Origin of the sequence: Allostigmatella hybrida, from assembly GCF_020103775.1 — a bacterium.
GTDB classification, from domain to species: Bacteria; Myxococcota; Myxococcia; order Myxococcales; family Myxococcaceae; genus Hyalangium; species Hyalangium aurantiaca.
The window spans coordinates 46,320-63,593 of record NZ_JAHXBH010000018.1 but is presented as its reverse complement, the minus strand read 5'-3'; the positions used below and the strand labels follow the sequence as shown (position 1 = coordinate 63,593).

15 protein-coding genes are annotated in these 17,274 nt (G+C 69.9%); 10 read left to right on the top strand and 5 right to left on the bottom strand.

The genetic code is table 11. The annotated features are described in order from the left end of the window. Positions 1 to 22: 22 nt before the first annotated feature. Complete coding sequence (locus KY661_RS24340; RefSeq protein WP_225412488.1) at positions 23 to 2,269, top strand: kinesin; 2,247 nt, start codon at positions 23 to 25, stop codon at positions 2,267 to 2,269. A 10-nt stretch (positions 2,270 to 2,279) separates the two neighbouring features. On the opposite strand, the gene KY661_RS24335 is transcribed toward KY661_RS24340, so the two are convergent. Together KY661_RS24335 and KY661_RS24330 are read right to left on the bottom strand one after the other, a co-directional pair. Continuing rightward, entirely contained in the window at positions 2,280 to 3,494 is a 1,215-nt protein-coding gene (locus KY661_RS24335; protein WP_225412487.1) for a type II toxin-antitoxin system HipA family toxin, read from the bottom strand. Beyond that, positions 3,494 to 5,083, bottom strand: a complete 1,590-nt coding sequence (locus tag KY661_RS24330) for a DUF262 domain-containing protein (protein WP_225412486.1) — start codon at positions 5,081 to 5,083, stop codon at positions 3,494 to 3,496. The genes KY661_RS24335 and KY661_RS24330 overlap by 1 nt, the downstream gene beginning before the upstream one ends. 67 nt (positions 5,084 to 5,150) lie before the next feature. On the opposite strand from KY661_RS24330, the gene KY661_RS24325 reads away from it, so the two are divergent. Then, positions 5,151 to 7,484 (top strand): hypothetical protein, encoded by a 2,334-nt coding sequence (locus KY661_RS24325; RefSeq protein ID WP_317987296.1) that lies wholly within the window; start codon positions 5,151 to 5,153, stop codon positions 7,482 to 7,484. Positions 7,485 to 7,513: 29 nt separating this feature from the next. Here KY661_RS24325 and KY661_RS37350 read toward each other — a convergent pair whose 3' ends face one another. Both KY661_RS37350 and KY661_RS24320 read right to left on the bottom strand, forming a co-directional pair. Beyond that, a complete protein-coding gene (locus KY661_RS37350; RefSeq protein WP_263437319.1) occupies positions 7,514 to 7,648 on the bottom strand; it encodes a hypothetical protein in 135 nt (44 codons plus the stop codon). 314 nt (positions 7,649 to 7,962) lie between these two features. Further along, a complete protein-coding gene (locus KY661_RS24320) occupies positions 7,963 to 8,394 on the bottom strand; it encodes a hypothetical protein (protein ID WP_225412485.1) in 432 nt (143 codons plus the stop codon). Between the two features lie 279 nt (positions 8,395 to 8,673). Here KY661_RS24320 and KY661_RS24315 point away from each other — a divergent pair, with 279 nt between their 5' ends. From KY661_RS24315 to KY661_RS24285, 7 genes are all read left to right on the top strand, one after another. After that, positions 8,674 to 10,575 (top strand): CARDB domain-containing protein, encoded by a 1,902-nt coding sequence (locus tag KY661_RS24315; protein WP_225412484.1) that lies wholly within the window; start codon positions 8,674 to 8,676, stop codon positions 10,573 to 10,575. Positions 10,576 to 10,671: 96 nt separating this feature from the next. Continuing rightward, complete coding sequence (locus KY661_RS24310) at positions 10,672 to 10,932, top strand: GlsB/YeaQ/YmgE family stress response membrane protein (protein WP_075008789.1); 261 nt, start codon at positions 10,672 to 10,674, stop codon at positions 10,930 to 10,932. A 133-nt stretch (positions 10,933 to 11,065) separates the two neighbouring features. Then, a complete protein-coding gene (locus tag KY661_RS24305; RefSeq protein ID WP_225412483.1) occupies positions 11,066 to 11,869 on the top strand; it encodes an FKBP-type peptidyl-prolyl cis-trans isomerase in 804 nt (267 codons plus the stop codon). Positions 11,870 to 12,061: 192 nt separating this feature from the next. Next, positions 12,062 to 13,087: an aldo/keto reductase gene (locus tag KY661_RS24300; RefSeq protein WP_075008791.1), complete on the top strand. Its 1,026-nt coding sequence runs from the start codon at positions 12,062 to 12,064 to the stop codon at positions 13,085 to 13,087. Positions 13,088 to 13,100: 13 nt separating this feature from the next. Further along, the gene (locus KY661_RS24295; RefSeq protein ID WP_225412482.1) at positions 13,101 to 13,931 is read left to right on the top strand and encodes a dienelactone hydrolase family protein; all 831 of its coding nucleotides are present in this window, start codon (positions 13,101 to 13,103) and stop codon (positions 13,929 to 13,931) included. A gap of 146 nt (positions 13,932 to 14,077) precedes the next feature. Beyond that, positions 14,078 to 14,530 (top strand): hypothetical protein, encoded by a 453-nt coding sequence (locus tag KY661_RS24290; RefSeq protein WP_075008793.1) that lies wholly within the window; start codon positions 14,078 to 14,080, stop codon positions 14,528 to 14,530. Between the two features lie 57 nt (positions 14,531 to 14,587). After that, entirely contained in the window at positions 14,588 to 14,941 is a 354-nt protein-coding gene (locus KY661_RS24285) for a glutaredoxin (protein WP_225412481.1), read from the top strand. Positions 14,942 to 14,947: 6 nt separating this feature from the next. Here KY661_RS24285 and KY661_RS24280 read toward each other — a convergent pair whose 3' ends face one another. Beyond that, the gene (locus KY661_RS24280) at positions 14,948 to 15,499 is read right to left on the bottom strand and encodes a CAP domain-containing protein (protein WP_398577232.1); all 552 of its coding nucleotides are present in this window, start codon (positions 15,497 to 15,499) and stop codon (positions 14,948 to 14,950) included. A gap of 129 nt (positions 15,500 to 15,628) precedes the next feature. Between KY661_RS24280 and KY661_RS24275 the strand changes: the two genes are divergently transcribed. Then, a complete protein-coding gene (locus tag KY661_RS24275) occupies positions 15,629 to 17,209 on the top strand; it encodes a R3H domain-containing nucleic acid-binding protein (RefSeq protein WP_225412479.1) in 1,581 nt (526 codons plus the stop codon). Positions 17,210 to 17,274: the final 65 nt, after the last annotated feature.

Here is a 17,274-nt window from a genome sequence, read left to right as displayed (position 1 = left end):
TCCCCAGGCACCGTCCGGCCCCATGGCTGCTTCCCTCGTGTACCGCCGCCACGGCGGTTCCCTTCAGGTCGACATTCCTGATTTCGCTGCCCTCGTCGAGGCCATCCGCATTCCCGAGACGCAGTGGATGGCCACCGCATGCCCCGTCGAGGGGCTGCACTGCGACGCGCACTTCCTGTCGCTGCTGGACACGGATGGCAACGCGCGCATCCGCGTGGGAGAGCTGCGCGCGGCGGTGGAGTACACGGCGCGGATGCTCCAGTCGCGCCAGGGCGTGGATGCCAAGAGCGACGTGCTGGAGCTGAGCGCGCTGTCCGCCGAGGGCGCCCCGCTGCGCGCCGCGGCGCTGCGGGTGCTGGCGGCGCTGCAGTCCACGGACCCGGGCCGCATCTCGCTGGAGCAGGTGCGCGCCAGCGAGCCGGTGATGCGCAAGGCGGGCCTCAACGGCGATGGCATCGTCGAGCCCGGGTTCCTGCCGGAGCCGGTGCGCCCGCTGGCCACGCGCATCATGGCCTCGTTCCCGGAGGTGAAGAACCGCGCGGGCCAGCCGGGCATTGACTTGCCCATGGTGCAGCGCTTCCGCGTGGAGCGGGCTGCGTTCCTGGCCCACCAGGCCACGAAGGACGCCGTGCACGTGTGGGGCGAGGCCAGCCTGGCGCGGGCCCAGCGCATCCGCGAGGTGAAGCCGCTGCTGGATGCGTACTTCCTGCAGTGCCGGTTGGTGGCGGCCCAGCCGGATGCGGCCGCGAGCCTCAAGCTGCCCGTGGGCCGGGTGGAGGGCGCGCTCGGAGACCCCGCCGCGCTGGAGAAGGCCGCGGCGCTGCTGCCCATCGCGGGGGCCAATCCCGCCGGGGTGCTGACCTGGTCCCGGCTCTACCGCGGCCCCGCCTTCGAGGTGCTGGAGGCGTTTCACCGCGAGGTGGTGGTGCCCACGCTGGGGGAGGCGGAGTCGCTGAGCGACGCGGCGTGGCGGCAGCTCTCCGCGCAGGCCGATGCGGTGCTCGCCTGGCAGGCCGCGTTCGAGGCCAACCCCGTGCGGGGCATGCTGGCGGAGCTGTCCACCGTGGCCGAGGCGGACCTGGACACCATCGAGGCGGCGTGCCGGACGGACCTGGCGCTCAAGGAGGAGCTGGAGGCCATCACCGGGCTGGAGCGGCTCATCCTCTACCAGCGGTGGCTGCTCACGTTCGCCAACAACTTCATCAGCATGCCGGACCTCTACACGGCGAAGCGGCATGCGCTCTACGAGCAGGGGACGCTCATCCTGGGCGGGCGCAAGTACACGCTGTCGGTGCTCGTGCGGGCCCATGACGAGCATGCGGCGCTGTGTACCCAGGGCACCACCTGCATCCTCTATGTGAAGGTGACGCCCAAGGATGGGGCGGCGGGCTACGAGGTGGCGGTGCCCGTCACACGCGGCCGGAGCACCGGCCTGGAGGTGGGCAAGCGCGGCATCTTCCACGACGTGAACGGCCAGGAGCACGACGCCACCGTGGTGCAGGTGGTCCGCCAGCCCGTCTCCCTGTGGGAGGCGATGACGATGCCCTTCCAGCGCATCGGCAGGTTCATCACCTCGAAGGTGGAGGCCCTGGCGTCCTCGGGGGACAAGGCCTTCGATGATCAATTGGAGAAGGGCTATACCCACTCCGTCACAGCGGCCGCCGCGCCCGTGCCCGCGGCGGGGGCTGCCGCGCCCGCGGCCGCGGCGCCGGGCGGTGGGCTGGGAGGGCTCGTCGTCGCCGGAGGCATCGCGTTCGCGGCCCTCGGCTCGGCGCTGGCCTTCATCGTGACCCAGATGCGCTCGCTGTCGCTGGGGGATGTGCTCTCGGCGGCCATCACCATCGCGGCCATCGTCATGGTGCCCTCGGGGCTGCTCGGGTGGTTGAAGCTGCGCAAGCGCAACCTGGCGCTGCTCCTGGAGGGCTCGGGCTGGGCGCTCAACGACCGGTTGATGCTCACGCAGGAACTGGCCCGGCTCATCACCCGCAAGCCCCGGCTGCCCCAGGGGGCCACCATCGACCACCAGGACCGGCTGCGCTCCACGCTGGAGGGCATCCGGGGCGATGAGGAAGAGGAGGACACGGAGGAGGAGATTCCGGGAGGCGTGAAGCTCCTGGTGGTGCTCTTCGTCCTCTTCGCGCTGCTCTGGCAGTTCCGCGAGCCCCTGGTCCGCCTGGCCTGTGGCCGGGAGTGGATGTCCAGCACCACCTGTGGCGCGCTGTTGCCCACGGCGGCCCCTCCGCCGGCGGCCGTGCCCCCCGCCCCCTGATTCTGACGTCTTAAGTCCCGAGCAAAGGAAGCCCAGCCAAGTGGGCTTCGATGCATGCACGATAGGTGGAGCTGACCTGTCCGCGATGGACCGCCCACTCGTCCATGCACCTCGTGACGAACGTGTGCGCAAGCCCCTCGAAGTCGACGTCATGCCCTTGGGCTTTCAGGTACTTATCGACACGGCGAATGTGTCCCCAGTCGATGCGCTCAGGCGACCGCTCCTTCGCGAGCGGTAACGCCAGTTGATTCCCGGCAAGGTACTGGCGCACACAGACGAAGTCATACGCGGGTGAGAGCCGGGCCCGGCGCCCATCTGGGTAGACAAGGGACCAATTCTTCAGATGTCCGTCCGTGTTGCCCGAGATCAGCAGGAAGAGGACCCGGCGGAGAAACTCATCGAGGTCGCTGGGGCCACAAAGGTCGCCGACGAGCCGTGCCAGTTGCTCAAGGCTTGCACCTTGGTACTTCAAGTCTGGAGGTACGCCTCGGATCTGCGCGAAGTCTTCTTGATGGATGCGTGCCCCGTTGGTCTGCCGGTCATACCGCTCGATGGCGAAGACGTTCTCGCCGAGTGAGGCGAATCGAGGATCGAGTGAATCGATGGTGCTGACCGGGACGAGCTGGTGAGGTGGCACAGCCAACCCACAGCGCGCAGCCCACTGCATCGTGAAGTGCTCATTCTCCGGCAGCTCTGGATAGACCGCCGACCCGAACTTGAGAATCCAGCGTCCACCCTGCCCACTGAAGGGCAGGGTGAATCGGCTGTCTCCGGAGCGGACCGCTGAGAACTTCAGTTGCACGCCAGCGAGCGAGAAGCGCAGCTCCGGTGGGCCAGAGGGGCCCTCACTTCTGGGCTCATCAAAGGTCTGGGTTTCAGGAGGGGGCGCGAACGCAGTACCGGAGCGCCGGACCCGCACGGCGCCTGGCAGATCCTCACCGAGGAACGCAAGCTTTGCGGTGGCATCTTCCGTTCCAAGCTGTGCCTGGATGAGTTCGTCCAGCGCTCCTTCGGGGAGAAGGTTGGCGAAGAACGTTGGGAGCTGGCCCGGATGGGCGGCCTGACGGAAGAACCGGTGGTGACGGCGCTCTTCGAACTGCTGTCCAAGCACAGGGCGCCCGGAATTCTCCGCATAGGCCTCGTCGATCAGGAAGGACGCAATGGAGGTCTCCTCCTCACGCAGGATCCGGCCAACGAGAAGGTTGTCGAGGAAGACGTCGAGCATCAGGCCCCGTCTTCCGCGAAATAGGCGTCGAGGGGTTGCCGGTCGTGGTCGCTGGTGTGAAGCCCTGCTCCATCTGTCAGGAAACGCCGCAGATGGGTGAGCAACCGTGCGGAACGCAATGAGACGAATGCCTGCATGTCTCCAGCAGCCCATGCCCGGACACTGGTCGCATCGATACCGTGCGATGCGAGCAGTGAACCTTCTAGGTCCGTGAGCAGAAAGGGGATCAAGGGAAACAGAGAAGAGTCTTTGGGGTGAAGCAGGAGCGACGCGATGGTCCGGCCGCTTCCCGACGGCGGTTCAAGCTCGAAAAAAGGATGCCCGTGCTCGATGAGTGAGGCCAAAGGAACATCCTGGCCAAGGTCCTCTCCCACGAGCACTTTTGGCTCCAGCGAGGCAAGGCTGATGTACTCCGTGGAGCGCCGTGCACTTCGTCCGCCTGTCAGGGGCCCAAGTGTGGAAGGCAGGCTCTCCGCAGTCACAGGGCTCAGGAGCTTGAGGAGCCGTTGGACCGAGCCGTGCTCATCCTCGTCAATCGCCTTCCACTTTGGCCGGTCAAGGGAGTTGTCCGGACGATGATCGCGCGTCAGCGTGCCACGCCAGAACCAGCGAACCAGCAGCTCCCGGTTGCGGGGATGGGGAGAGGGATGGAGTGAAAGGAATCGTGCCAAGGCTGGAATGACTCCTGCGTAAGGGAGCCATGACACATGCGGTACGCTGGCATCAGCGGAGAGGAACTCGATGGTCAGCGCAAGGCTTTGCGCGGTCCGTTCCAGCAACTCTGCGGCGGGCACATGGGAGAGCTGATCTTGAAGCGGTTTGCGAGGGTCTCCGCCAGCAACGGCGATGGCCGCCTTCTCGATCTGGCTGCCCTCCAGCTCTCCAAAACCCAGTGGGATCAGCTCGTCGCGGACCCGGTCAATCGGTCCCTTCCCACCCGTGACACTAGAGTGCAGCGCCTGGAAGACCTCGTGCTTCTCCAGCATCCGGCCCCGCTGGTTGACTCGCGCGAAGATCTCCTGGAGGAGCTTGTCGTTCTGTCCATCGTAGGGAATGAGGTAGGCCGGAACGGCGTACTCACGCAGGCGGCTGGCGATGGCGTCTGCACGGTCGGAAAGTTCAGCGGAGACCCCCGTTTCGCGCAGCCACTTGTTCAACACCGCCGAACTCGACAGCACGTGGGTCGGAACCCAGTAGGGAGGGACGGCCCGGCGGCGCACACCCGTGACGAACCGGTTGGCCTCCAGATCGAAGAACAGGGGCCGGTATGCGCCCGAATGGTCCTCTAGCAGGGCCATGGCCAGGGTCACCAAGCGCTGTTGCCCGTCGACCACCCAGAGTGCGTCTGGTGTGTGTGGCACCGCCGCAGAGAACCCTCCCAGCATGATGTGCTCTGCAGGGGCCTCACCCCGTGCGAGAAGCAGGGTTCCAATCGGGAACCCTGCCTGGAGGCTGTCGAAGAGGAGCCGGCGGTCCTCGTCATTCCAGCGGAATCCACGCTGGAAATGAGGGATGCGGACCCGGCCCTTGCGGATGGCATCGAGCAGGGCCGAGACGCTGTACGTCTTGGTCTCAAGCTCGGTCGGCACGAGGGCCGCTCCCAACGGCGTTTTGGGCATGCCCGTAGCTTATCGCAAGCAGCCCATGAGAAGGGGCATGGCGCCGGCGCTGGACAGGCCCGCTGGGTTCAAGGAAGGTGGGCACCGGCCCTCGCTCGCGCGGGCGGGCGCGCACGGAGACATGCTTCCCGGTAACGACACGTGGCCTGCGTCCCTCCAGGCCCTCTATGAGCAGGTGGTGGCCGCCCCGCGCGAGGCCGTCCTGTCCGCGCGGCCCCAGTGGGCGGAGCAGCTCGGAGCGTGGGCGCAGCGGGCCTCCCTGGACGAGCGGGAGATGGCGCGCATGGCCACCTGGTCCCGGCTGGAGGCGGGCCCCCGCTCCGCCGGGGAGCTGGCGTTCCTGCTGAGCCACTGCGGCGAGCTGCTGTGGCCCTACTCGGAGCCGCCGGCGCAGCTCCTCCAGCGGCTGCTCGTCCGGCAAGGGCAGCTCGTCCAGGGCCTGAAGGCGGAAGGGCCGGACGAGCTGCTCGCCCCGCTCACGCGCCAGGTGTCCGCGGAGCTCTCCAAGGTGGTGCTGCGCTACCTCAAGCGCCACCCGGAGGCGCTGCTGTCCTTGGTGGGCGGCGTGGGCTGCACCTTCGATGGCCGGGTGCTGCGGTTCCAGGGGGACGTGGAGGTGGACCTGAAGGTCTTCCTCGGCCCGGAGAAGCGGCTCACGGGGAGGCTCGACCAGCTGCGGAGGCTGCTGCCCCACCTGCGCGAGGGCCGGTACAAGCTCGTGGGCTTCATCCGGGAGCGGGCCTCGAAGCTGCCCTGGCGCGAGTGCCGCGACATCCTGGAGGAGAAGCTCTTCCAGGTGGTGACCGCGCCGGACAGCCAGGCCGAGCTGCGGGGCTTTCTGGGCTGCTATGCGAAGGGCAAGGGCGAGGCCCGCTGGTGCACGCGCGCCAGCTTGCTGCTCGCCCGGAACCTCGAAGAGGGAGGACCGTTGGCCGCCGTGGAGAACCTCAGTGAGCTGCTGGTGTACTTCGAGTCGCCCGTGCAGGGGCTGCGCGGCGCGTTGCAGGCGCTGGTGGCGAGCCTCTCCGGGGCGCCGGACATCGGCCGGCACCGGCTCGTGGCGGACACGTGCTGGGAGCACCTGAAGCCCAAGGAGGAGCCCGGGCTGGCGCTCGTGCTGTTGTGGGTGGAGGAGTGCCTCTTCCGGTTGGCGCTGCGCCAGGGGCTGGAGGATGTCTTCGAGCGCCGCAACCGGGCCCGCGAGCGCGTGAGCGGCCTGCCCGTGGCGGAGGTGCTGTGCTGGCTGGCGGAGGAGTGCGCGGACCTGTGGCCTCGCTTCGAGACGGAGCGCCGGCCAGGGGCCGATGAGCTCGCCGCGTGGCGCAAGGAAGTCACGCGCCGGGCGGTGAAGAAGCCGGTGCTGCGCAAGGCGGCGATGGAGTTCTTCCTGTGGTGCGCGCCGGACGCGGCGGCCTCCGAGGCCGAGCTGGTGACGCTCTCGCTGGTGAAGACGTCCACGGACCGCCGGTGGCTGCGCAGGCTCGGCGAGCATCCCTCCACGCGCGTGCGCTTCCGCGTGCGGGCCATCCACGCGTGGCTCGAGGCGGGGGCGGAGCAGGCCACCGGAGGCCATACGCCCGCGACGCTGACGGGGGCCTTGCGCCACCTGCGTGCCTCGGGGGCGATGACGCTGGGCGGGGGCCGGACGTGGCTCCGGGACCGGGACCTGGAGGAGCTGCTCCTGGGGGCGTTCAGCCGGGTGGAGCGGGACTTCTCCGCGCGCTATCCGCAGCACTGCCGGGAAGAGGAGGCCCAACTGGTCACCCGGTTGCTGGAGGATCTGCGGCACGAGTTCGAGAGCATCCGTTCGGACCTGGGGCTGCTGCTCACCCAGGGGCAGCCGGTTCCCCTGGAGCTGGACCTGCGCTTCCGCCGGGGCCCGGAGCCCATTGGGAATGCGCAGGTGCCCGGGCGCTCGGGCGTGGAGCTGATGTTCGTGCTGAGCGTGGAGGTGGACGGCTTCCTCAAGACGAAGCGCGCGGTGCTCGTGCGGGCGCGGAAGCTGGAGCCCTGGGGGGAGGGGCAGTGGGCGCCCAACCTCCGGTTGGGGCGGGAGCAGGTGGACGGACTGCTGGCGCGGAGCGAGGCCGCGTACTGCCTGTTCCTGGTGCCGCCCGCGCTGCGGGCCGAGTGCTGGATGGTGCCCGCGCGGCTGGTGCGCGGCCTGATGGAGGCGCAGGGCTCGCTCTCCTCGGTGTCGCGCGAGGGCACGCAGCGGGTGGCGCGCTCCCTGTCACAGTGGCTGACCTACGACTTGCTGGGGCTGTGGAGTGGGGACGACCGGCCCGAAGTCCTCGCCCGGACCGAGCGGAGCGAGGAGGAAGCCCTGGACTTCGTCGTGGAGATCTCCGTCCGCAAGAGTGGGAAATAAGGACGGGGAGGGCGGTTCGCTTCAGGGGCTCATTGCGCGGGGCGGGTCACGAGCTCACGTGAGAGGATCCGCATCGTGCGCACGTCGATGGCGTAGGTGGTCACGTCAAAGACGCTCTCGGTGGGAGCGCAGATCTCGGGATTGAGTTCGAAGCGGACCAGCATGACCGCCTCCGGAAGAGGGACCGCCACCACATCGTAGGACTCGCGGTGGGACAAACAGGGAGTTCGCGGAATGGGCGCTGGAGCGGACGGAGCGTCCCACGGCAGAAAGTCCTCCATGGCCAGTTGAATGGACGCTGCCATGTTCCCTGGAAGGCGCTTCGACTGCGCGTTGGGAAGCGGTGGGAAGACCACTTGGGCGGCTTGCTCCGGCGTGGCATGGGGAATGGGCCGGTGCGTGGCCTGACACGCGGCGAGGAGGAGCCCCGCCATGGCGAAGCTGAGCAGAGAAGGACTCCGCGAATTCGAAGCTGGGTTCATGGCGCCCTGACCGCCAGGATGCTCCAGGTGCCGGTATCCACCGCATAGGTCGCGCCGATGTCGATGAGTGGCCCTGGGCCGTGGGTACAGGCGCCTGGACTCAACATGAAGTTGATCCACATCACGCCGCCGGGGCCTGGAGTGGCTGCGACATCGTAAGACTGACGCTGTTGCAGGCAGATGGCTTGAGCGGTCTCTCCACGGGAGGTTTTGCGATCCCGGGGAAGGAAGTCATCCATGGCGAGCTGAATGGCGGTGGCCGTGGCGCCGGAGATGCGTTGAGCGTCCGCATGGGCCGGGAGGTCCGTTGGAAACTTGAACCAGGCGGCTTCCTCGGGGGGCACATAGAGGTGGGGGCGCGCGGGGGCGCACACGGGCAGGGCACCGCAGAGGAGGACGGATGCGGTGACGCGCAGGGTTCGGTTCATCCAGGACGTTCGAGACATGTCTCAGGGCGCTTCAATGCCAGAGCTGATCAATCACGTCGTCGATGTTCGTGGAGGGTTGGAACTCGTCCCAAGGACCTCCCCCCCATATCCCCGAGAGCGTCCCCGGCCCAGATGCGCCACAAGGCCGTTCACTCAGGTATAACCGTTTTTTCTGGACTGGCACGGAGAGGGCATTCAGAATCCGTCTTTACTGCATTAGTGCAGCACTGCTGTTTGAAGGGGTTGTTTGGGTCCACGCTTCCTGGGAGGAGAAACGCCATGAGGGCTGCGCGTCGCCTGCGAAAGCTCGCCTCCGGGGTGGTGGCATGTGGGTGGCTCGTGGGCTGTGGCGGCCCAGGCGAGGTGGGGCCCGCGGAGCTCTTCGTGGACACCGTGGTGGGGGCCGTCGTCTCGTCCAAGGCCCCGGACCTGTGGATCTCCTCGGTGAGTGGCCCCTCCAGCGTGCTGCCCGGCAGTGCCTTCGGGGCCACCGTCACCGCGTGCAACCAGGGCGTCCGCAGCGCCCGCGCCTCCGTGCACCTCGTGCTCTCGGGCGACACGGGCATCTCCGTCACGGACCTGCGCGTGGGCTCCGTGGACACGGGGCTGCTGCACCCGAACCAGTGCGCCACCCTCCACGTGTCCGTTCCCGCGGGCACGGCCATCCCCGAGGGGCGGTGGTATCCCGGCGCCCTCGTTGATCCGGAGAATGAAGTCCCAGAGCTGTCCGAGTCGAACAACGCGCGCGTGGGGCTGCCCATGGCCTTCGGCGTGGGGCCGGACCTGACCGTCGCCCAAGTGGAGGCCCCCGACAGCCTGCTGCCCTCTGGGGAGTTCCTTACCCGCGTCACCGTGTGCAACCTGGGCACGGTCCGCGCCCCGGCCCACGTCGAGGTGTCCCTCGTCCCGGACGCGGCCCCCTCGGGCATGGGCCTCGGCGTGGGCTCGGCCTCCCTGGAGCCGTTGGCCGAGGGGCAGTGCCAGGCCTTGCGCATCCCCTCCCGGGTGGACGCGCTGCCCGAGGGCACCTACGCCGTGGCCGCCCGGGTGGACGCCGCCCAGGCCGTGAGCGAGCTGGAGGAGGGCAACAACCTCCGGGTGGGTAGCCCCGTGGCCGTGGGCACCCGGCCGGACTTCGTCCTCTCCGGCGTGAAGGGCCCGGCGAGCTTCGGCGACACCGCCACCCTCACCGCCACCGTGTGCAACCAGGGCACCACGGCGGGCACCGCCCAGGTGGAGGCCTTCCTCTCCGAGGATGCTCAACTCACCGAGGCGGACCCGCGGTTCGGCGTGGCCTCCGTCGAAGCGCTACCGCCAGGCCAATGCGTCCCGGTGAACCTCTCCGGCCCGGCCGGCGTCTCCCCGGGGGCGTACTTCCTGGCCGCCTGGGTGGATCGCTCTCAGGCCGTGGCCGAGCTGGGCGAGGACAACAACCTCCGGGTGGGCGCCCGCGCGGCCGTGGGCGAGGGGCCGGACCTCACCGTCACCACCGTGAGCGCGCAGCGCGGCGCACAGGCAGCCCACGCCCTGGAGGCCACCGCCACGGTGTGCAACCAGGGCACCGCGACCAGTCCCGCCACGTCCCTGGAGTTCGCGCTGTCCGCCACCGCGTCCCTCCCCGCCTCGGCCCCGGTGCTGGCCCAGGCCCGGGTGCCCGCGCTGGAGGCCGGTGCCTGCGCGCAGGTGGCGGGCACGGGAAGCGCCCAGGTGGCGGAGGGAAGCTGGTACCTGGGGGCGTGGGTGGACCGGCCGGGCTCGGTGCGCGAGCTTCTGGAGACCAACAACTCCCGGACCGGCCACCGGCTCGGCATGGGCGAGGGGCCCGACCTGACCCTCTCCGCCCCGCCCGGGCAGACCGGCGCAGGGCTCGTGACGGTGTGCAACCAGGGCACCCAGCCCACCCGGCGCCCCACCCGCGTGGCCTTCTCCCGGACGGCCGATGTGTCCCTCTCCGGCGCGGAGCGCCTCGCCGGTGAGGCGGCGGTGCCCATCCTCCTGCCCGGGCAGTGCCTCGCGGTGGCCCCCGCAGGCGAGGGACTGGCCGAGGGCGGCGGCGTCCTGAGCGCCTGGGTGGATCCGGCCCAGGAAGAGCAGGAGCTCGTCGAGGACAACAACACCCTCACCGGGAGCCTGCTCCCCGGGGAAAGCGCCGAGCGTTGGGTGGTCTCCGTCCGGCGGTAAAGCCGGGGCGCGGCTTGCCCCAACACGCCCGGTCTGGGGCAGACTGCGCCGCGTCGACGCGGGGGGACGCTCCCCCCGCCCGTGCGAGGAGTCACCATGGGGTTGTGCAGCTGGATCCTCTTCGGCTTCGTCGTGGGGCTGATTGCCCGCGCCGTCATGCCGGGCGAGCAGAAGATGGGCCTCATCCGCACCACGCTGCTGGGGGTGGGAGGCGCTTTCGTGGGAGGCTTCGTGGCCGCCCTCATCCGCGGGGGCAACTGGAAGTCGCCCTCGCCCGCGGGCTTCATCGGCGCCATCCTCGGCGCGGTGCTGCTCCTGTGGCTCTCCGAAATGATTGCCCCCAGCCGGAGGCGTTAGGCCGCCGCGGCCGGGGAGAGTGATTGGAGCGCAAAGAGATGCATGGAAAGCGCGAGTCCCACGCGGTTCTGTAGTAAGTGGGGCCCCAGGTGGCGGCGGAAACGCCGCTGATGAGGCAAGGAGAGTCGAAGACATGCGGAAAATGTGGGCAGTGGCAGCCCTGTCACTCATCGTGACGGGATGCCAGAAGCAGGAGGCCAAGGGCGCGGACAGCGCGGCCACGGCCACGGGCACGGCTGCGGGGGCCAACCCGCAGACCGACGACCAGAAGACGCTGTACGCGCTGGGCCTGTCCGTGGGCCGGAGCGTGGGCGTGTTCAACCTCACCCCGGAGGAGCTGACCTTCGTCCAGGCCGGCCTCGCCGCCCAGGTGAAGGGCGAGAAGCCCCTGGTGGAGATCGAGACCTTCGGGCCGAAGATTCAGCAGCTCGCCATGGCGCGCCAGACGGCCAAGTCGGCCGGTGAGAAGGAGAAGGGCAAGGCCTTCCTGGAGCAGGCCGCCAAGGAAGAGGGCGCGACGAAGACCGAGTCGGGCCTCATCTACAAGGAGACGGCGGCCGGCACGGGAGAGACCCCGCAGCCCACCGACATCGTCAAGGTGCACTACAAGGGCACGCTCACCGACGGCAAGGAGTTCGACAGCTCCTACAAGCGCGGCGAGCCGGCCACCTTCCCGCTCAACGGCGTCATCCGCTGCTGGACCGAGGGCGTGCAGAAGATGAAGGTGGGCGGCAAGGCCCGCCTGGTGTGCCCGTCGGATCTCGCCTACGGCGATCGCGGCGCCCCGCCGGACATCCCGGGTGGTGCCACGCTGGTGTTCGAGGTGGAGCTGCTGGAGATCACCAAGGGCGCGGGCGCCCCCGGTGCCCCGACGCCTCCTCCCGCCCCGGCCCCGGCCGCCAAGCCCGGCGCCAAGCCCGCGGCCCCCACGAAGTAAGTCCTCGCCCCGCGCGAGCAGCCGCACGAGGCCCCTGGCCGGCTCCCTCCCTGGAGACCGGCGCGGGGGCCTTGCTCTTGCGGGGCTCCAGGGCGCGAGGAGGCGCGCGGCCCGTGTGTTTGCCAGTGGCGCGGGGGCCTCCGGGGCGTTAGGCGGTGGCCTCAGGACGCGCGCCACCTGGGAGGGCACACCATGGAGTACCGGAAGTTGGGGCACAGCGGGCTGAAGGTCTCGAGCCTGTGTCTGGGGACGATGACGTTCGGGGAGCCGTCGGAAGGCTCGATGATGCACGGCGTGGCGAGTGACGAGAAGACCGCCTTCTCCATCATGGACCGCGCGCTGGAGGCGGGCATCAACTTCTGGGACACGGCGAACGTGTACGGCAACGACGGGCTCACCGAGCGCGTGCTGGGCAACTGGTTCGAGCAGTCCAAGCGCCGGGACGAGGTGGTGCTGGCCACCAAGTTCCGCTTCCGCATGGGCAAGGGGCCCAACGACACGGGCGCCTCGCGCTACCAGATCCGCTCCGCGGTGGAGCAGAGCCTGCGCCGGCTGAAGACGGACCGCATCGACCTGTACCAAATCCACATGCAGGACAACGACACGCCCGAGGAGGAGACGCTCCGGGCGCTGGATGACTTGGTCCGCCAGGGCAAGGTGCTCTACCTGGGGGCCAGCAACTACGCCGCCTACCGGCTGGTGGACAGCCTGTGGACGAGCAAGACCCAGCTCCTCTCGCGCTTCGTGGCGCTGCAGGCCCAGTACAGCCTGGTGGTGCGCGAGCTGGAGCGCGAGCACGTGCCGGTGTGCGAGCAGTTCGGCCTGGGCATCCTGCCGTGGTCGCCGCTCGCGGGCGGGTTCCTCTCGGGCAAGTACCGCAAGGACCGGCCGCCGCCGGAGGCGAGCCGGCTGGAGAAGTTCAAGTCCCAGCTCAGCCAGTTCGACACCCCCCGCCACTGGCGCGTGCTGGAGGCCGTGGACGCGGTGGCCGCGGAGCTGAAGGCCACCCCCTCGCAGGTGTCCCTGGCGTGGCTGTTGCGCAAGCGCGCGGTGACGTCCGTCATCTTCGGGGCGCGCAACCTGGCGCAGCTCGAGGACAACCTGAAGGCCGCGGAGCTGAAGCTGGACGACGCGCAGCAGAAGCGCCTGGACGACGCGAGCGCGCTGGAGCTGGGCTACCCGTACGAGTTCATGAACCGCGTCATGGGGCGCTGGTAGGGAGGGCCGGCCGGTGCTGAGACGCTGGGGACCGGGAGTGGCGGCGCTGGTGCTGAGCGCCTGCGCGGCGGGACCGCCCGTGGAGGTGTCCCGCGAGCCGTCCGAGCGGGGCGCCATGTCCGAGCAGGAGTTCCGGGCGCTGCACCGGCCGAGGTCCGAGGCCGCGGGGCCGCGCCTGGGGGAGCACCTGACGGTGGGCGGGGCGCGCGCCTACCTGCGCCTGCCGGACGGTTCGCCCGGCCCCTGGCCCGCGGTGCTCGTCCTGCACGACGTGGGCGGGCTGAACGAGCACTTCCTGCACTGGACGGACCGGCTCGCCGCCGAGGGCTATGCGGCGCTCGCGGTGGACTACTACGACACGCAGCAGTCCACCGGGCCGGATGGCTCGGTGACATCGGTGCGCACGGTGAACCCGGAGCGCGCCCTGCGGGTGCTCCAGGCGGCGCACGCGTTCCTGGTGACGGATGCGCGGGTGCGGGCGCCGCGCACGGCGGTCATCGGCTGGGGCCTGGGGGGCAGCTGGGCCCTGCGCCTGGGGATGCGCGAGCCCGCGCTCGACGCGGTGGTGACGTACTCCGGCCTGGTGGAGGCGGACCCGGAAGCGCTCTCGCGCCTGCGCGCGCCCCTGCTGGCCTTCTTCGGCACGAAGGACGCCACGCTCCCCGCCGAGGTGCAGGAGGCCTTCGTGCAGGCGCTGGACGAGGCGCAAGGCGTCCACCGGGTGCTGCGGTACGAGGCGGAGCATGCCTTCGAGAACCCGGCGGGCGAACAGTATGCGCCACACGTGGCCGCCGCGGCCTGGCAGGCGGTGGAGTTGTTTCTGGAACGCCACCTGAAACGGTGAGCGGTTCATCTGTTGCTGGCTGAGCACGGGGAGCTTCCGCCACCGCACACCCCCGGTGCCCTCCGGTCATGGGCGTACAAGCCCCCTCTTGGAAGGCCCGGAAATCCCCCTAGGCTTGCCGTGCAGTACTCCAAGGGGGGAGTTCCATGACGGTGCTCAAAGAGTGGATGGTGGGGAACCATGTCTTCCGGCGCGAGGAGCCGGACCTGCTGTGGTGCACCTACAAGGGGCCAACGCGCGCCTCGGACATCGAGCGGTTCGTCACCATCGCGCGGGACATGGCCGCCAATGACCGGGTGTTCGTCGTCTCGGACATCCGCCTGTCCACCATCGAGAAGGACGCCCGGGAGCTGCTCTCCCAGAGCCTGCGCCCCGAGTGGCTCGAGGGGCTGGTCTACGTGGGGGCGGACGCGCTCCAGAAGGCCATCGTCAAGGCGATGATGATCGCGCTCTACTTCACGGGGAAGTGCAAGGTGAACATCGAGTTCGCCCAGAGCGAGCAGGAGGCGCGCGACATCATCGCGCGCAGCCGCCAGGCGCAGCAGAGCGCGCTGGCCAGCGCCGCCAGCGCGGCCGCGAGCGCTTCCAAGCTTATGTGACAGGGCGCCCAGGCCCGCGCGTGTACTGCGCGCGGGTCCGGGGTAGGGTGCGGTGCCATGGCACGTCTGACCCTCTCGCAGGACAAGGTATCCCCGGCCGTTCAGGAACTCATGGGCCAGTTTCACCGGCACATCGTCGAGACCGTGGCGGGCACGGTGGCGCGTGAGCACATCGTGGTGGTGGGCATGGCGCGGAACCCGTTCGTGAAGCGGGCGCGCGCACTGCTGGACGCGCAGCAGCTGAAGTTCACCTACCTGGAGTACGGCGGCTACCTCTCCATGTGGAAGGAGCGCCTGGCGCTGAAGCTGTGGGCGGGCTTCCCCACGTTCCCCATGGTGTTCATCGACGGGACGCTGGTGGGCGGCTTCACCGAGCTGAAGGCGCTCCAGGACCAGGGCCAGCTGCGCTAGCGCGCCTCAGTAGGGCCGCTGGCCCACGAAGTTGCCCGGTGGGGCGTAGTTGCACACCCAGAAGTTCCAGCGGGAGAAGCCCGGGAAGGGCGAGTTCTGGCTGCACTCCTTCACCGCGCAGCCCACCTGGGTGGTGTTGCGCCAGACGAGCTGCGTGTAGTGGCCGCACACCTTGCCCGGGGCGCATGCGTTCCGGGCGTAGTCGAACTGGGGCGCCTCGGCGGCCCAGTTGCGCACCACGCCCAAGTCGTTCAGGCCGCCGGGCGTGGCGGCGGCGATGTTCTCCCCGAGGTTGCCCCGGTGGGGGTTGTGCTCGAAGCGGCACTGGTCCACCCAGGCCTGGGCCTTGCGCGCCGCCTCCTCGGACCAGGTGAGCGGCGGCAGCGCGGGGCTGGGCGTGGGGCTGGCGGTGGCGCGGACGCGGTTATGCTCGGAGAGCATGTCGCGCTGGAATTCGCCCTGCCCGTCTGGAGGCGCCTCGGGCGTTTCGGGGTCCCCGGCGGAACCACAGCCCAGGGCTGACAGCAGCAACAGAGAACCTGCAAGGGCAGAGCGCATGGGACCTTGGGACAAGAGGGGGAGGGCCATTATGGCCCGGCCCGTGCCTGCTTGCCTCCTCCGGAAACGGGCGTATGCAAGCCACCCCCGCCGGCTCCATCTTTCCAGCCAGGCCCAGAGCCACGCCCTATGACCCAGACGCGCGCCGAGCACGATGATGACTTCCTGCTGTTGGTGGCTGTCCTGCCCGCCCCGCTGCAAGAGGCGGTGCGGGGGCTGTCTCCCGGAGAAGTGCTGGAGGTGGTGATGGACCTGGGCCGCCCGCCGGAGGCCCGGCTCGTCCAGGGCTCCGTGCGGCTGCGCGAGGAGCCCGTGGCCCAGGCGGACCTGGAGCACGTGCTGGCCCAGGTGGGCCCCCCGGGCGAGGACAACCGCGCCGGCATCGAGCGCACGCTCCACCGGGTCTCGGCCATCCGCAACCGCAAGGGGCGCGTGGTGGGGCTCACGCTGCGGGTGGGCCGGGCGGTGTTCGGCACCATCGACATGCTCAAGGATCTCATCGCCACCGGGCGCAACGTGCTGCTGCTGGGCCGGCCCGGCGTGGGCAAGACGACGAAGCTGCGCGAGGTGGCGCGGGTGCTCGCCGACGACTTGCGCAAGCGGGTGATGGTGGTGGACACCTCCAACGAGATTGGCGGGGACGGGGACATTCCCCACCCGGGCATCGGCCACGCGCGCCGCATGCAGGTGTCCCGGCCCGACCGGCAGCATGACGTGATGATTGAGGCGGTGGAGAACCACATGCCCGAGGCCATCATCGTCGACGAGATTGGCACCTCGGCGGAGGCCACCGCGGCGCGCACCATCGCCGAGCGCGGGGTGCAGCTCGTGGCCACCGCGCATGGCAACACGCTGGAGAACCTGGTGCTCAACCCCACCTTGTCGGACCTCGTGGGCGGGGTGCACACGGTGACGCTGAGCGACGAGGAGGCGCGCCGGCGCAACACGCAGAAGACGGTCAGCGAGCGCAAGGCGCCGCCCACCTTTGATTTGGTGGTGCAGATGGTGGGCCGGGACGAGGTGCTCGTGCACCTGGATACGGCGGAGGCGGTGGACCGGCTGCTCGCCGGGAGCGAGGTGGGCGGCGAGCGGCGGCTGCTCGCCGGGGGCGAGGTGCGCGTGGAGGCGGTGCCGCACGCCGGGGCCCCGCTGCCCCCGCCGCGCTCGAAGGCGGGCCCCGCCGCGCCTGCCGCCCCGCAGGGCCCCATGCGCCTCTTCGCGCACGGGGTGAGCCGGGACTTGATGGACCGGGTGCTGCGCGAGCTGAAGGTGGAGACGCGCGTGGTGGGGCGGCTGGAGTCGGCGGACCTCATCCTGACGCTGCGCTCGCGGGCGAATGACCCGAAGATGCGGCGCGTGGTGGAGCGCACCGGGGCGCGCGTGGAGGTGGTGAAGCGCAACAGCTCCGCGGAGATCCGGCGGGTGCTGCGCGGGGTGTTCATGTTGGTGGAGGGCGTGGACGAGGAGCAGGTGCGCGAGGCCGTGGCGGAGGCGGAGCACGCCATCCAGCGCGTGCTGAACGAAGGCGTCTCCGTGCCCCTGGCCCCGCGGCCGCCCCGGCTGCGCAAGCTGCAGCACCGCCTGGTCAGCCGCTACCACCTGGAGACGGTGAGCTTGGGCAGCGAGCCGCTGCGGCACCTCGTCCTCTACCCGCTGGGCGCGGAGGTGGAGGCCGCGTTCCACGAGAGCGAGGCCGAGGGGACGGCCTGAGCCCCCGGCCCGGTCCGCCGCCCTGGGAGCACCCGGCCAGCCACCCCGGGCCGGGCGAAGTGCCC

Excerpts from the sequence above, each read along its gene's own strand:
- KY661_RS24275 (WP_225412479.1), top strand. The coding sequence starts at position 15,629 with ATGACCCAGACGCGCGCCGAGCACGATGATGACTTCCTGCTGTTGGTG.
- KY661_RS24300 (WP_075008791.1), top strand. The coding sequence starts at position 12,062 with ATGGAGTACCGGAAGTTGGGGCACAGCGGGCTGAAGGTCTCGAGCCTG.
- KY661_RS24285 (WP_225412481.1), top strand. The coding sequence starts at position 14,588 with ATGGCACGTCTGACCCTCTCGCAGGACAAGGTATCCCCGGCCGTTCAG.
- KY661_RS24315 (WP_225412484.1), top strand. The coding sequence starts at position 8,674 with ATGAGGGCTGCGCGTCGCCTGCGAAAGCTCGCCTCCGGGGTGGTGGCA.
- KY661_RS24310 (WP_075008789.1), top strand. The coding sequence starts at position 10,672 with ATGGGGTTGTGCAGCTGGATCCTCTTCGGCTTCGTCGTGGGGCTGATT.
- KY661_RS24280 (WP_398577232.1), bottom strand. The coding sequence starts at position 15,499 with ATGCGCTCTGCCCTTGCAGGTTCTCTGTTGCTGCTGTCAGCCCTGGGC.
- KY661_RS24335 (WP_225412487.1), bottom strand. The coding sequence starts at position 3,494 with ATGCTCGACGTCTTCCTCGACAACCTTCTCGTTGGCCGGATCCTGCGT.
- KY661_RS24290 (WP_075008793.1), top strand. The coding sequence starts at position 14,078 with ATGACGGTGCTCAAAGAGTGGATGGTGGGGAACCATGTCTTCCGGCGC.
- KY661_RS24325 (WP_317987296.1), top strand. The coding sequence starts at position 5,151 with ATGGCGCCGGCGCTGGACAGGCCCGCTGGGTTCAAGGAAGGTGGGCAC.
- KY661_RS37350 (WP_263437319.1), bottom strand. The coding sequence starts at position 7,648 with ATGCTGGTCCGCTTCGAACTCAATCCCGAGATCTGCGCTCCCACCGAG.
- KY661_RS24320 (WP_225412485.1), bottom strand. The coding sequence starts at position 8,394 with ATGAACCGAACCCTGCGCGTCACCGCATCCGTCCTCCTCTGCGGTGCC.
- KY661_RS24340 (WP_225412488.1), top strand. The coding sequence starts at position 23 with ATGGCTGCTTCCCTCGTGTACCGCCGCCACGGCGGTTCCCTTCAGGTC.
- KY661_RS24305 (WP_225412483.1), top strand. The coding sequence starts at position 11,066 with ATGCGGAAAATGTGGGCAGTGGCAGCCCTGTCACTCATCGTGACGGGA.